This window comes from Bradyrhizobium sp. (genome assembly GCF_004799405.1).
Classification (GTDB): domain Bacteria; phylum Pseudomonadota; class Alphaproteobacteria; order Rhizobiales; family Xanthobacteraceae; genus Bradyrhizobium.
On record NZ_SSMW01000135.1, the window covers coordinates 23,594 to 37,887 of the forward strand.

At 57.8% G+C, this 14,294-nt stretch carries 12 protein-coding genes and 1 pseudogene; 7 read left to right on the forward strand and 6 right to left on the reverse strand.

The window, feature by feature from the left end; translation table 11 throughout:
• Positions 1-106: 106 nt before the first annotated feature.
• Positions 107-952 carry an HlyD family secretion protein gene (locus tag E7813_RS21220; RefSeq protein ID WP_291577199.1) on the forward strand — a complete coding sequence of 282 codons (846 nt, stop codon included), beginning with the start codon at positions 107-109 and terminating at the stop codon, positions 950-952.
• A gap of 104 nt (positions 953-1,056) precedes the next feature.
• Here the strand turns inward: E7813_RS21220 and E7813_RS21225 are convergent, their stop codons facing one another.
• A complete protein-coding gene (locus tag E7813_RS21225; protein ID WP_291577200.1) occupies positions 1,057-1,746 on the reverse strand; it encodes an ion channel in 690 nt (229 codons plus the stop codon).
• 404 nt (positions 1,747-2,150) lie between these two features.
• Between E7813_RS21225 and E7813_RS21230 the strand changes: the two genes are divergently transcribed.
• The gene (locus E7813_RS21230) at positions 2,151-2,651 is read left to right on the forward strand and encodes a DUF992 domain-containing protein (protein ID WP_291577201.1); all 501 of its coding nucleotides are present in this window, start codon (positions 2,151-2,153) and stop codon (positions 2,649-2,651) included.
• Positions 2,652-2,682: 31 nt separating this feature from the next.
• The gene (locus E7813_RS21235) at positions 2,683-3,018 is read left to right on the forward strand and encodes a hypothetical protein (protein WP_291577202.1); all 336 of its coding nucleotides are present in this window, start codon (positions 2,683-2,685) and stop codon (positions 3,016-3,018) included.
• 15 nt (positions 3,019-3,033) lie between these two features.
• On the opposite strand, the gene E7813_RS21240 is transcribed toward E7813_RS21235, so the two are convergent.
• The 3 genes from E7813_RS21240 to E7813_RS21250 all read right to left on the reverse strand — a co-directional run bounded on the left by E7813_RS21240 (position 3,034) and on the right by E7813_RS21250 (position 9,323).
• Positions 3,034-5,184, reverse strand: coding sequence for a tetratricopeptide repeat protein (locus E7813_RS21240; RefSeq protein ID WP_363331200.1), 2,151 nt, complete (start codon positions 5,182-5,184; stop codon positions 3,034-3,036).
• Positions 5,185-5,644: 460 nt separating this feature from the next.
• Positions 5,645-7,048 (reverse strand): DUF1254 domain-containing protein, encoded by a 1,404-nt coding sequence (locus E7813_RS21245; protein ID WP_291577204.1) that lies wholly within the window; start codon positions 7,046-7,048, stop codon positions 5,645-5,647.
• 607 nt (positions 7,049-7,655) lie between these two features.
• Positions 7,656-9,323: an arylsulfatase gene (locus E7813_RS21250; protein ID WP_291577206.1), complete on the reverse strand. Its 1,668-nt coding sequence runs from the start codon at positions 9,321-9,323 to the stop codon at positions 7,656-7,658.
• A gap of 318 nt (positions 9,324-9,641) precedes the next feature.
• Here E7813_RS21250 and E7813_RS21255 point away from each other — a divergent pair, with 318 nt between their 5' ends.
• The 4 genes from E7813_RS21255 to E7813_RS21270 are packed head-to-tail and all read left to right on the forward strand — an operon-like array spanning position 9,642 to position 12,425.
• Positions 9,642-10,451: a DUF2092 domain-containing protein gene (locus tag E7813_RS21255; protein WP_291577208.1), complete on the forward strand. Its 810-nt coding sequence runs from the start codon at positions 9,642-9,644 to the stop codon at positions 10,449-10,451.
• Positions 10,448-10,774: a hypothetical protein gene (locus E7813_RS21260; RefSeq protein WP_291577210.1), complete on the forward strand. Its 327-nt coding sequence runs from the start codon at positions 10,448-10,450 to the stop codon at positions 10,772-10,774. The genes E7813_RS21255 and E7813_RS21260 overlap by 4 nt, the downstream gene beginning before the upstream one ends.
• Before the next feature lie 37 nt (positions 10,775-10,811).
• The gene (locus E7813_RS21265) at positions 10,812-12,131 is read left to right on the forward strand and encodes a TAXI family TRAP transporter solute-binding subunit (RefSeq protein WP_291577212.1); all 1,320 of its coding nucleotides are present in this window, start codon (positions 10,812-10,814) and stop codon (positions 12,129-12,131) included.
• Between the two features lie 21 nt (positions 12,132-12,152).
• Positions 12,153-12,425 carry a hypothetical protein gene (locus E7813_RS21270; RefSeq protein ID WP_291577214.1) on the forward strand — a complete coding sequence of 91 codons (273 nt, stop codon included), beginning with the start codon at positions 12,153-12,155 and terminating at the stop codon, positions 12,423-12,425.
• A 66-nt stretch (positions 12,426-12,491) separates the two neighbouring features.
• Here the strand turns inward: E7813_RS21270 and E7813_RS21275 are convergent, their stop codons facing one another.
• Entirely contained in the window at positions 12,492-13,721 is a 1,230-nt protein-coding gene (locus E7813_RS21275; RefSeq protein ID WP_291577292.1) for a PAS domain-containing sensor histidine kinase, read from the reverse strand.
• Positions 13,701-14,231, reverse strand: a pseudogene (locus E7813_RS21280) (PAS domain-containing protein); the annotation flags it as partial. The gene E7813_RS21275 and the pseudogene E7813_RS21280, both read right to left, overlap by 21 nt.
• Positions 14,232-14,294: the final 63 nt, after the last annotated feature.

Sequence of the window (14,294 nt, forward strand, 5' to 3'; positions counted from 1 at the left end):
CGGGACGCGTGACAGTGGCAGGCCGGGTGGTGGAGGTTACACCGAACGTGACAGGACAAATCATCGCGATCCGGTCAAGCCGAACGTACCGGTAAAGATCGGCGAAGTGCTTTTCCAAATCGATCCGGCGCCATTTCAATACAAAGTCACGCAATTGCAGGCGTCGCTCGCCGCGGCAAAGCAACAGGCTGAAATATTGAAATCCAATTACGAGCAAGCGGCGGCGAACGTCTCCGGGCTTTCTGCACAGGTCGCATTCAACACACAACGCAATGCGGACATTCAGAAGCTCGTAGCGGTGGGTGCCAACACACAGTTCCAAGCGCAGGACCGGCAGAACCAATACGAGACGGCGCTAGCGCAGCTAAACGTGGCCAAGGCTTCCCAGCAGAGCGCCAAACTCGCGTTGGAGTCTGAGATAGGCGGCGTTAACACCACAGTCGCGGAGATTCAGGCACAACTCGACAACGCAAGCTGGGAACTGTCGCAGACGGTCGTTCGTGCACCCGCCGACGGCGATGTGACGGCCGTGGCATTGTCCGTCGGTGACCGCGCACTCCAAGCACGCTCAACGATGTCGTTTATCGTCGAGAACGAGATCACGCTGGTCGGAATGTTTTTACAGAACGGATTTCAGACGATCAAGGAGGGTACGGCCGTTGACATTGTTTTCGATAACGCCCCGGGACATATCTATCACGCAAAAATCTTGGCAATACCCAAGGGCGTTGGCCAAGGGCAGATTGCAGTGTCGGGAACACTCGCGCGCACCAACGCACTCGGTGGCGCGACGGCTTTTCCGGTAGTGATATCAATACCGGACGAGATGAGCCGTGAATCACTTCGTCTGGGTATGTCCGGCAGTGCGACGGCATTTTCCGAGAACTCGGGCGTTATCGGACTTCTCGCATCCATCCCAGTCTGGATCAGTTCCTATACCGCTTATCTATAGCGCGATTGAGCGTTTAAAATCCGACGTCCATTCACCCTGAATATCCGTTTATGCCCAAGGACGTTCGAACTGCAGGTCTGCGGCAGTTCCAGAGCCACCAACAATCAGCGCCGTCCTTCAATCTCCAGCGATACCAACCTTGCGAGCAAAGTTGCGGGATAAAGCTGGCCGACAATCGTCTCCAAATTGCAAAGACTGCGTGCCACCGGATGCACCGGGAAGACATCGCCATAGCCAGTCGAAGTCAGTGTCACAAAGCTGAAATAGATAACTTTGCTGGCGAGCGCCGGGTTGTCCTCAAATGACATACCCGAAAATGCATTGGGTACCAGCAAGCCAACGATCGAGTAGAGAGCCACAAATGTCAGAGCGACGCTCAGATAAACCAGGATAGCGCCTATAATTCGATGATAGGTTACGCGACCCGGAGAAAACACCGCCCGAGCAACCACCCAGACCAGCATTGCCCCCATAATGAGAAGCGCGCCGGAAAGCAGATAGACGTCGAGAATGGAGGGGGCATTGAGGCGGGAAACTGCGGCGGTGCCCGCCATGATGAATGCGGCCAGCATCGCTACGACGACGGCCGGACTACCCGACATCAGGAATAAGCCGCCGATGATGCCAAGTGCGGATGCGAATCCCAGGATTTGAAAAACCTTGATGCCAATGGCCTGCAGCGGCGCGAAGACGAATAACATCAATATCAGCAGAATCGTAAGCGTCGTCAGGAGTGGATCGTTCCACCGCTCTCGCAGGCGATGTAGGGGGGTATTCAGGTTCGCACTGGACATGTTGTTGCCGATTGCTGATTTAGATGATCTTCCCGAAGGCGCCTTGAGCCCGTGCTATCGAGGCTGACGCCATTGGTTGACTGCATCGCCCCTGGAGGACAGAACCGATTTTTGTAGCTTAGGTCTCTTGCAAGCTTTGGTCGACTCGCTTGATCCCCGATTAAATACCTCGTGAGGATGCCCGGTTTGCGCCAAATGTTGATCTCCGAATTTTCGGAGGCCCTCCGAAAATTCGGAGGATTAGAGTGCACCCCGATCCGTGGTTTGCATTCCACTTTTGGTACTGCGCTGTTCTATCGAATATTTTCCCTTGGTGCGCGCTGTCCTCGCTGTTGGCCCGTTTCTTGCGAAAGACGAGTGAGAGGCTCGTCGTAGGGAGCAATTAAATAGATATGAGAAATATCTTGGGAAAAATAATCATGTCTATGCATCGCACCTTAGCGATAGCTACAGCTGCGGTGTTGGTATTGCTGCCGCCGGCGGCCGGACAGACGGCACAGCCAGGAACGCAAGTCGGTATATTGAACTGCCAGATGGCGCCGAGAACCGGCCTCACCGTGGCCGTGCAGTCGATTAGCTGCCGCTTCACCCCCGACGGAGGTTATCCGCAACAGGTCTATCTTGGCGAGATCAATACCGTCGGACCTGAAGTTGGAATCACGACCGGCGGAGTATTGGTGTGGGATGTTTTTGCCTCGACCAGTGGTCCTCCAGCTGGAGGTTTGGCTGGCGCTTACTTGGGCGCCAACGGCGGCATTTCGGTGGAGACTGAGATAGGCGTCAATGTGCTTTTCGGCGGCTCGAATCGGAACCTCGCTTTGCGGCCGGTCGCCCTTGAGGGGGAGATCGAAGTTGCCCTTGGACTGGGTATATCTGGTTTGAAACTGGCTACGGCGTTTCAATAGGTAAAAGCCGCAATTCGGTACGGAGGCCAAAATGCTGATTCCGGTTTCAATGCTGATCCTTGCTTCGCGCCTGGTCATCGCCGTTGCCGACGATGTTCCAAAATTTGATATTGCGCGGGGTTGCAAGATCGACAGCGCTTCTGCATTCGATCCCAATGCCGGCCTGAGCGGAACAATAAAAAGATGCATTGACGACGAGCAGCAGGCGAAAGATCAGCTTCAGACACAATGGTCGGGGTTTACCAACGCCGACCGGAAAATGTGCGTCGGGATGACAACCGACGATAGCGCAACTCCTCCCAGTTACGTTGAATTGCAAACGTGTCTTCAGGACCAGCAACTAGCTCGAAAGTTGCCAAAGGACTGATCTGGCAGAGCGATCTTAGCGCGGCGTAACTTGGCGTCGCAACTCATCCACCAGGCCTTTGGCCGCCGAATCGTTAGGTGCGATCCTGACCGCCTGTTCCGCATATTGCAACGCGGTAACGACGTCGCCGGCTTCGCGGCTAAAGCTGACAATCGCCATGATGATATCGCGGTTTTCCGGATACCCGTTGAGGCTATCCCTGAGATAGGCGATCGCCTCTTGCTGATGCCCGGCCGAATGCAATGCCACGCCGTAGATGTAGGCGTATCGGGCGCTATGGGGGTCCAGTTCGGCGGCGCGGCGTAATTCGTCCAAAGCTTCGTCAAGCCGCTTGAGCCTAACCAGACCGAGGCCGAGCGCATGGTGCAGCCCAGCGTCGCTGGGGACAGTGTTGATCGCCGTGCGCAAGACCTTCTCGCCGGCATCTTCCCGTCCGGTCTGCCGGTACAGGTCGGCAAGGTTGATCGCCGCGCCGGTAAATTGCGGGCTTAGTCGAAGCGCTGCCTGATATTCAGCTTCGGCTTCGCTGGTGCGGCCCCGCCGGGCGTAAAAAGCGCCCAGGGTCGTTCGCGCTTCTGGCCGATCTGCATTGAATCTTTGCGCGGCAATGAATTCTTCGGCGGCTCGATCGAACCGCCCGCGGTCGTTCTCCGACAGCCGCGCCGAAGGCACGTCGGCCAAAATTGACACGGTGCGGATACGGACGCTTCGGATCGGATCCGTCAGGGAGGGCGATGCGATCGACCAGCGCTGATCCAATGGCGCGTTCTCCAGCATATCAATCGCGCCGATGCGTACCATCGGGTCGGGATCTGATATCGCAGCGCGTACGAGGCCGAGAGTGGCCGGGGTCGCGCGCGTGGCGAGCTCGCTCAGTGAGCTGGCCCGCGCGATGGCCGGTGCGTTGCTATCGGCAGCCACGGCGGCCAGCAGCTTTGCGGCATCGGCCTGGTCATTCCAGGCGGAATGGAACGCCGCCGCATAATTCTGGAACCCCTTCCGATTGGGTCCATGCCACTGTTCGATAGCCGCTGCGGCCCATTCGGGCGGTTTGTCGGCATGACAATCGTTGCAGGCATTGGGCGTGCCGAGCTTCATCGATGTGTCGGGGCGCGGTATCCTAAAACTGTGATCGTGCCTCTTGTCGATGACCATGTAGTTGCGGGTGGGCATATGACATGACGCGCAGGCCAGCGGCGGGCTCACGGACTCATGACGGTGATGCGTTACGGCGGCGTATTTTTCCTGCGAGTGGCATTGCAGGCAGGTGTTGTCGCCGGATATTCGCAGTTTGGCGCTATGCGGGTCATGGCAATCGCTGCAGGTCACACCGGCCGCGAACATCTTGCTCTGCTTGAACGCGCCGTAGTTGTAGGCCTCTTCGATATCCAGCATCTGTCCGTCGGCGCTGTAGAGACCGCGGCCAAGCGTTGACACCATATGAGTGTCCGACAGCCATTGTCCCGGCATCCAGGCTTCGGAAAACTCGCTGCGCCGCGCGTGACAAAGACCGCAGGTCTCGACCTCCGCTCGTAGCACCCGAGGAGGGCTGCTTCGGCTGACGTTGCCGGTTGTGGCATTGGGCACCCACGTCGCATCGCGGCGTTCGCTGAATCGCTCCGGCAATCCCTTGGTCGGATCGTCGATCCTTCCGAACGACCACCAACGCGCCTTGTCCTGCGCCCACGCGACATGGCGGGAGCCCTGACCATGGCACGCTTCGCAACCCACGCTGATCTCGGCGAAGCTGGTCGCGAAGCGATCGTTCGCCGCATCGTAATTCTTCCGGACGCCCGTCGAATGGCACTCGGAGCACATGAAGTTCCAGTTTTGATTGAGCTTGGTCCAGTGCAGCACATCGTCGTGACGGATTTCTTCCTTTGGATAAAGGTGAAACCAGTGCTGACCGCCGGCATCCTTTGGCCGGCTGTCCCAGGCTATCGACAGCGCCTGCAGCCGGCCCTCGGGGAATTCCACGAGGTATTGCTGCAGCGGGTCGACACCAAAGGTGTATTTGATCTCGAAGACCGCCAGCTTGCCATCCGCACCGTCAGTCTCGACAAGGTACTTTCCGTCTTTCCGGAAAAAACGCGATTGCATCCCAAAATAATCAAACGTCGCGCCGGAAAAATCGCCCAGCACCGACTTGTCGGTAGCATGCGCCATCGCAAGCTGGTGCTGCGAGCCCTGCCAGAGTTTGGCTTCGGACTGATGGCAGCCGGCGCAGGTTTCGCTGCCAACGAATGTCGCGTTGGCTTCAACGCCATGGGAGGGCGATGTTTTGCCGAGGCCACCGCTTTGGAACTGAAAAAGAAGACCGACAGCGAGCACGGCAATGGCAGCCAGCGCCGCCAGGACCAAGGTCTTGCGCAGCGAGAAGGCTCCCGATCCGGTGACGTCAGGCGCAGGCGCCGGCGCCGTGACTTTCGATGAAGTTGCGGGTTTGCCGGGAGATCCGCCCTTCTTCGGAAGCTTTCCTCGTTTACGCGCCAACGTCGTCCCTTTGCTGTGCGGTCGCCTATATCAAGGTGAGTGTGCTGCGTTCGTCCTCGATACTCAAGGGAGCAAACTAGCGCCGCATAGGCCGCTCCGACACCCCATTCTGACGTTGGCTCATCTGACACGCTTATGGTGTCTTCTTCACCGCCGCCGGGCTCCATTTGCCCGTGAGGGCGTCGGACTGGGGTCCGTAGAGGCGCATGGTTAGGTTGAACGCTCCCTTTGGCGCTGGCAGCCAGTTAGCTTCCCTGTCCTTTCCGGGGCTCTCGTTCTGGAAATAGAGGTCAAGCGAGCCGTCGGCGTTGGTCGTGAACGGCATCCAGCTGGCGACGGCGAAGCGGTTCAGGCTGTTGGCGACCTGAAAGCCTTCCGGGTCATAGAGGGTGATAGACCAGAAAGCGTTCACCGGAGGCGCAGCTCCCTTGTCGAAGTGAACTGTGTATTTGTTCGCGCCGTCGAGCGGCTTGCCGGCATCGTCGCCCAGATTCAGCGGATAGATGGCATCCTCTGGAAGATTGGCGCCGAGGCCGATCTGGGAGACGATAGCGCGTTTCAGATAGTAGTTGCCGTAGACGCCCATAGTGTCGGTATTCATCGACCAGCCGTTTACGACCCGGGCGAGCGTCGCAAGTTTCCAGGCCATGAGCTGCTGGGCGTCCGCAGGCGCGCTCTCGAGCGCCTTCTTTACGGCCGGATCGAGTTTTTCGAAATCGAAGCTGTTGCCGGGTTCGATGCCGATCCGCTTCATCTGCGCGATGATCGGCTGGTCGGTGTCGTGCGGTGGATGCAGCTTGAGCAGTTCAGCCGCGTAGGCGAAGTATTTGGCAGCCAGCATGGTATCGACCTGAATCTTCGGCGGCGTCTTCATATCGACGCCTGGATCGATCTTAACCGTCACCGGCTCAGGTGCCTTACCCAGGAGCGAGAGTGGCGTGACCTTGTAACCCGCCTGAATTTTATGCACGGCGTCGTAATCCGACGGTCCGTCCGTCTTGGTTCGGCCGATGATCCAGACGTAGGGTGTGGGTGCCGCAAGGCGGGTCAATCCCTGAGGAACCGTTCCTGTCCAGCCGGGCGGTGTCACAAGAAAATCGCCCGCGTTGGTTCCGGTGGTCCGCGAGCCCGGAGACGCGAAGACATCCGTCCACATGTCGAGCATCGGCAGGAGATAAAACCGGCCGGCCGTGTCGGGCGCGGAGATCACCAGCGGTTCCCTAGTGAGATCCAGCCAGGCGATGGAATAGAGCGTGTCGAAGTTCGAGCGCACCACGCCCTTGAAGTCCGCGGGCGGATACTCGGGGACATTGACGAACATATTCATCGGGCCTCTGCCGAATACCTTTCCCGGCTCGACGTTGGTGAATTGCTTGCGCGTGATGTCCATCGACAGTAGCGGGTAAAAATAGACATAGGCATCGACGCCGATCGCGTGCGCCTCCTGCTCGGTGATCGGCTCGGCTGCACGGGTGGCGGTGAGTTGCGCGCAAAGCAGCGCTAAGGCGAAAAACCCAAGTGCCTTTGTGTTTTTCATAGGCGTATCTTTCATATTGTTGCATTGCGCTAAGCGAACGCTGTGATCACCGCGATTTCGCAGCCATTACAGGATCAAGCGATCATGCCGGCTATTTGCCGCCGCCTTCAACGCGAGGACCGGACCGTCGCGCCCAATATCCAGCGAAAAATCTACCGCAGTAAATCCATTACGGCGTAGGCACGCAGCGGGCGTAGGGGGCATAGTAATAATAGCCGTATGGGCACACCACTGCTGGCGCGACTACAACCGGCGCATAGGGCGCAACGACCACTGGAGCTACATATCCGTATGGCACACCGTTAGGAACGCAGCCGCCGTAAGGGCCGCGATGAAAGCCGAGTCCGCAAAAGCCACGCACCGGTATTATTTCGGATGCCATCAACTGGAGAGGGGGCGAGCTTGGGACGGCCTGCGCGCTAAACGACAATATCGAGCCCGCCAGACCGCAGACTAAAATCAAGGCCGCTTTTGTCATGATATTTCCTTCTTATGACTCGGTCGATGGTTTGTACGACCATCTGAGCTAGGACTGTGATGGCCGCGCAAGGCGGCCATCAATGAATTCGGGCGGCTATGCCGGCTATCTGCCACCGCCGGCGTCGCCTTATTTACCACTGCGCGAGGCTCCTTTTGTCACAGCCTCCAAGAACTGGCTGACGGTGAGCGAGCCGCTGGCTTGGCTGGGTGGAAATTCCTTAAAAGTCTGGAGGAATCCACCAACGATATTAACAGCAGGGACCATGGTCCAGAGTTTTTCTCCCCACCATTTGCCGTAATTCATGCTCTCAGTTTGGTAACGCTCCCACGGATCTTGCCGCAAGTTCGTCACGATGGGAGCAGTTGTCGTTTCGATTTGACCATTGAAGAGGTTGCCTTTGATGGTTTTGAAGTTGATCTTCCAATCGTCATAACGCATTGCCAACAAGTCGGCGTCGGGACCAAAATAGAAAAACTCGTGACGCGGCCCGGCGGCAACTTCGCCCTTGAAAAACGGCATGAAGTTGTAGCCGTCGAGATGGTTTTTGAAAGTCTTGTCGCCCACCTTCATACTGTTCAGAAGATTTTCCTTGACGTTGGGGTTGCCTGCGGCCGCGAGCAGCGTCGGCATCCAGTCCTCCATCGCCATGATGTCATTCACGATGGTGCCGGGCTTGATTGTTCCGGGCCACTTCGCAACCATCGGAACACGAAAGCCTCCCTCGTATGTCACGCCCTTCTCGCCCCGAAATGGATGATTGCCACCATCAGGCCAAGTGAAGATTTCTGCGCCATTGTCGCTGGTGAACATCACAATGGTGTTGTCGGCGATACCGAGATCATCGATCTTCTTGAGAATTTCGCCGACCTCCCAGTCCAGCTCCATCATCCCATCAGCATAGAGACCGTAACCGCTCTTGTCCTGCCACTTGGGTGAGAGGTGGGTCCAGACGTGCATACGCGTCGCGTTGTGCCAGAGGAAGAATGGTTTACCGGCCTTCACCGAGCGATCCATAAAATCGTTGGACCGGCGAACGAGCTCCGTATCGATGTCCTCCATATTGGTCTTTGCTTTAGGGTCCATATTCGGATGCGGGGGCAATGGGCCACCGTCCGCAATAGTCTGTTTTCCGACTCTGCCCCAACGGGGGTCCGTCGTCGGATCATCGACGTTTGTAGCCTTTGTATCGACTATGTTGCGCGGGCCAAAGCGTTCATGGAATCCTGGCAGCTTGGGATAATCATACGCATAGGGCTCCTCCATGGCGTTGAGGTGGTAGAGGATGCCGTAGAACTCGTCGAACCCATGCACCGTTGGTAGATATTCATTGCGGTCGCCAAGATGGTTTTTGCCGATCTGCGCCGTCGCGTAGCCTTGCGGTTTGAGGAGTTCAGCAATCGTGGGATCGGTGTCCTGTATGCCTTGTTTGGCGCCCGGCAGCCCGACCATTACAAGACCGGTGCGAAACGGCGTCTGGCCGAGAATGAAGGCGGCACGGCCGGCGGTGCAGGATTGCTGGGCATAATAGTCAGTAAACAGCGCGCCTTCCTTGGCGATGCGGTCGATGTTGGGCGTGCGTCCGCCCATCATACCGCGATGGAAGGCGCTGATATTCCATGTGCCGACGTCATCGCCCATGATCATGACAATATTGGGCGGCTTCTTTGCCGTCGTCTGCGCGGATGCCGCGCCGCCAAACACGAGCGCAAGTATCGCGGTTGCGAGAAAACTGCTCTTTATCATTGATGTTTCCTTCCGATAGCCAAATCCGCGCGCCAGTTTGCGAACCGCCACCCTTATCCGCTCCGCAAGAAACGGGCCAATGAAGAGCAGCCTGGATCGAAAAAGAAACGTTCGATGGATCAGCGCAGTACACGGGGCCCCAATGCGAGCCACACCAAATCCGTGATGTTTAAATCTCCGAAAATTCGGAGCGCCTCCGAAAATTCGGAGATTTTTTTGTTGCCCGATGCGCCGTAGCCGGGCCGTGATCTTGTTACCCCACTGGTTCGTCAGACTCTTTCAAGCACGCGCCGGCCGCGATCGCGTTGGCCCGCTTCTTGCGATGGAGAAAGCGAACGACGCTGCGAAATCAACGGAGGAGCAGACCAGATGAAGTCAAAAGAAAAATCGAAACTCAGTCGAAGAACACTCGTTGGGCCCGTCGTCGCCGTCGGCGTGCTGGCGGCAATGACCACGTTTGCACCAAGTGCCTACGCCCAGAAGGATGCAGAAGCCATCAAGACCCTCAAGGCGATGTCCGACTACGTCGCGGGTCAAAAGACTCTTTCGGTGACCTTCGACTCGGATATCGAGGTGATCACCTCCGATCTACAGAAGCTTCAATTCACCAGTTCGGGTCAGGTGCAGTTGAGCCGCCCGGACAAGCTCCGCGCCACCCGTACGGGCGGATACACCGATGTCGAGGTTGTCTTCGATGGCAAGACACTCACGATCAATGGCAAGGACAAGAATATCTTCGCGCAGGTTGATGCTCCGGGATCGGTCGATCAGCTAGTTGGCACACTAAGGGATAAATTTGGGGTCTTGGCTCCGGGCGGCGACCTTCTGCTCTCTCGCTCTTTCGATGAAATGATGGCAGATGTCATCGATGCGAAGGATATCGGCCGTGGCGTCATCGACGGAGTCGAGTGCGAGCATTTGGCATTCCGAAACACGGACACCGATTGGCAGATTTGGGTCGAGCTTGGTGCTCGTCCGATTCCCCACAAATATGTGATTACTACTAAAGCGGTGACCGGAATGCCTCAATACACGCTCCGTATCAAGGAATGGCGGACGGATGTCGCGGCCGACGCATTCGCGTTCAAATCTGTCCAAGGGGCAAAGAAGGTGGCTATGGAAGCGCTGGCCGACACCGATGAAGTCCCGCCGGGAACCGTTACAGGAGAGAAAAAATGAACCGTGCTGCACAATCCATTACCCGTCTGTCAATTGCAACCATGCTCGGCGTCGCTGCTCTCGTCTGGAACGGTAACCCGCCGCTGAATTCGCAGGCGTCACTGGTGTCGTCAGCCGAGGCCATCATCGGCCGCCCGCTGACGCCGCTCAGTTATGCCGGCGTCGCACGGCGCACGACGGCGAGGGCCGTCGGAGCCGGAGCGGTCTACGGCGGAGCGGTGTACGGCGCACCGGTGGTAGTCGTGCCCGCGCCTGTGGTCGTAGCACCCAGTTGTGTGCAGGCTGTGGATCCCTACGGACGGATTTATTCGCGCTGCTACTAGCGTAGCAACCGCGAATGGTGGCATGGGAGTGACACACGTGGCTTCGATAAAATTGCCGCTCTGGCTTCGCGCCATTCTGGTCGTCGTCGTCTTGATCCTCGCGGCGGCGGCCGGTCTGTTTGGCTATCGCTATTACACCCATCCGGTGACGCTAACCGTTGCGGTCGGCTCCATCGATGGCGAAGCCGCCAAGGCAATGTCCGCCATTGCCAGCCATCTGGTCTCGATCGACGCACCCGTAAGGTTCCAGGTCGTCGATACCGGGACTGCGCTCGGAGCCGCCCAGGCGTTCGCGGCAGGCAAGGTCAAGCTCGCCGTGGTTCGTGGCGATGTCGGAGATCTGTCGCAAGGAGGATCCGTCGTCATTGTCGCGCGCGTGGTCGCGCTGCTGGTGGCACCTCCCGGATCGACCATTGACGGTGTCGCGGCGCTGAAAGGCCACACCGTCGGAGTGATCGGCGAGGAGACGAACACCAAGCTCATCGATGCCTTGAGTACGCAATACGGCCTGGTTCGAGCCAAGACCTTCAAGGACGTAACCCTGGCGGATGCCCGGCGTGCGCTTCAAACCAAGGAAATCAGCGCACTGCTGGTTGTGATCCCCTTATCGGAAAAATATCTGGCGTTGGTGCGCGGGCTATTCCAGCAGAATCCGAAATTGTCGCCTGTCCTGATACCGATCGATTCCGCCGGCGCCATAGCAGAAGCCGAGCGCGCCTATGAAAGCTTTGACGTCCCGAAAGGAACGCTGCGCGGAAACCCTCCGGTACCGGACGACGACCTGACGACGCTGAGAACGTCGCTCTATCTGGTGGCGAACAAGAAGCTCAGCACCGATCTGGTCACGACGCTCACGCAAACCATCATGAAGGTGCGCCGGGAACTGCTGGTCGAACAACCCATCTTCGCCCAAATTACGGCTCCCAGCACGGACCCCGACGCATACCTTCCGTTGCATCCGGGAGCGGCAGCTTTCTACAACGGAACGCAACAAAGCTTTATGGATGAATATGGCAACTGGATCTATCTGGCTCCGATGATTTTAGGCGCTCTTGCAACGGCGCTTGCAACCGCGTGGAAATTTTTGAGGATTGGACAGTCCGAAAGCGAGGCACCTCTGGACGCGTTGTATGCGCTGGGTCGGCGAATACGCAAGGCCGGTACACAGGCTGAACTCGACGCCATCGAAGAAGAAATCGACGGCATCTTGAAGACCCAACGTGCCAGGGCCGCTGATGGCGATGAGAGCGCCGTGGATGCTACCACCTTGAATGTTGTAGCTCATCGTCTGGAGAACCTGGTTCACGATCGGCGAGCGGCGCTTGAGAAGGGACCGGTGATCGCCTCTGCCGCCTAGAGAACTATAAGAGGCCTATCGATGTATGTGGTTCGTCTGAAATCAGTCGATGGCATTGTGAATTTCAGGGCGTTCAGGTCCCGGACGTTGGCGCTATCTCATTTTGAGCTCGGCCGGAGTCAGGTGATCGATGAGATTCTCGATGAGTCGACGTTGTTCGATGTCATCTCGGCGAGCGATCCAAGGACAGCTATCCGGCTGGTGCGGGATGGCAGGGTTGCCTTGTCACGGATCTATCCTCGGCCTATGACGCAAGCCCAGGCCGCCGCCTGGCTGGCGGATCTGAATCTTTGACAGTCGGTCGCGCGTTACAAGGGTGTGCGCTCGGGTTATTCCAGATTTGGGTGCGACGTCTCTGGTCTACGAACTCGCCGGCGCCACGCGCGGCAGGACCAGCCGGACTTTCGTTCCTTCACCGGCCTCGCTATCGAGATGGAGCCGGCCACCCAGGTAATTCGTGACGATGCTGTGGACGATATGCAGACCAAGGCCGGTACTGCCTTGATCGCGTCGCGTCGTGAAGAACGGATCGAATGCCTTACGCCTGACATCGACACTCATGCCGCAGCCGTCGTCGGAGAAGATAATTTCAACACTATCTTTTCCAGCCGCCAGCACCTTGATCTCGATGCTGCCTTCCTTGTTGTCGGCAAACGCATGGGTGGCCGAATTGAGAAAGAGGTTGGTCAATACCTGTCCGTAGGGACCGGGATAGCTGATCATGGTCAGGTTGGGTTGGCACTCGACCTTGAGGGTGAGATTCTTCTTACCTAGACCCGGCCGCAGACTCAAGGCGATCTGCTCGGTCAGATCGCCGAGATCGAAGGTGCGCTGATTCGACTGGTTACGGTCGGTCGCCACCTGTTTGAACGACTGAATCAGTTCCGCGGCATGGTTAAGGTTGGCGACCAGTTGCGACGACGCTTGGCGGCTGATCTCGAGGAATTCAGACAGGCTCGATCGCCGCAGCGTACCCTGCGCCATTTCCGTCGCGATCATGGTGGTCTTACGTTCCAGCGCGGTGGCGACTGTGAGGCTGGTCCCGACAGGATTATTGATCTCGTGCGCAACACCCGCCACCAGCCGCCCAAGGGCAGCGAGCTTCTCCATCTCGATCAGGGAGTTTTGCGTCTCGCGCAGATTTTGCAGTGCTGTCTCGGCGGTATCCCTGGCATCGCGGACCGCCTGCTCGTTGCGCTTGCGCTCGCTGATATCGATATGGGTGCCGATCCAGCCATAGATGACGGCCGTGGGATCGCGAAGCGGAATCACGCGGGTCAGAAATGGACGATATTGCCCGTCCTTGCCGAGCAAGGACAACTCGAGTTCCAGAGACGTTCCGGCTTCCAAGGCCTGCGTCCAGCGATAGCGAGCTTCTTCCAGCGAGACTGGCGCAAGGGTCGCCTGCCAATCGTGTGAGCTGGTATCATTGACCGATGTGCCGGTGTAGTCGTGCCAATGACTGTTGAACCAGTAAATCTTGCCCATGGCGTCGGCCATCCATACCAGTTGTGGAATGGAATCGGCCAAGGTGTGGAACTGGCGTTCGCTGGCCTGCAGCGCCGCCTCGGCGTGTTTGCGCTCGGTGATCTCTTCCGCAGCGACATTGACAGCGACGATTTCGCCGCTCGGGCTGCGCAACGGATGCCAATAGGTGACCCAAAACCGTTCGTCGGTTTGATCGGCGCGCTGGCCGGCGACCTCGATGCCCGTTACCGGTTCGCCGGTCTCCATGATCGATCGGACGATGTCTTCAACCGCGCTGGCCAAAGCCGGTACGCAATCCCTGACCGTCCGTCCCAAATGATCCTCAACGGAAATTCCGCAGATCTCTGTGAGACGCTGGTTGATCTGTAGATAGCGACAGTCAGGAGAGAGGCACGCAAGACCGATCGGCGCTGTGTCGTAGATCAGCTGTAAAGCGGGTTGGTGGGGAAACAGCACGACGGATGATGATTTAATCGCCGTCGCACCGCTGTTGCTTTTTTCCGACAACGAATGCCTCCCTGCCTGTCGACGTCGGCCGCACCAAGCATCGGCGGAAACCGATACCGGTGACGACAGCCAGAGCCGATAGGTTCCAGTTTTTCGAAGCCGCACGTAGCTCGCTTAAATGACAGACAACGTCCCACCTTTCCAATCGCAAGAACCGGGCCAGCATAT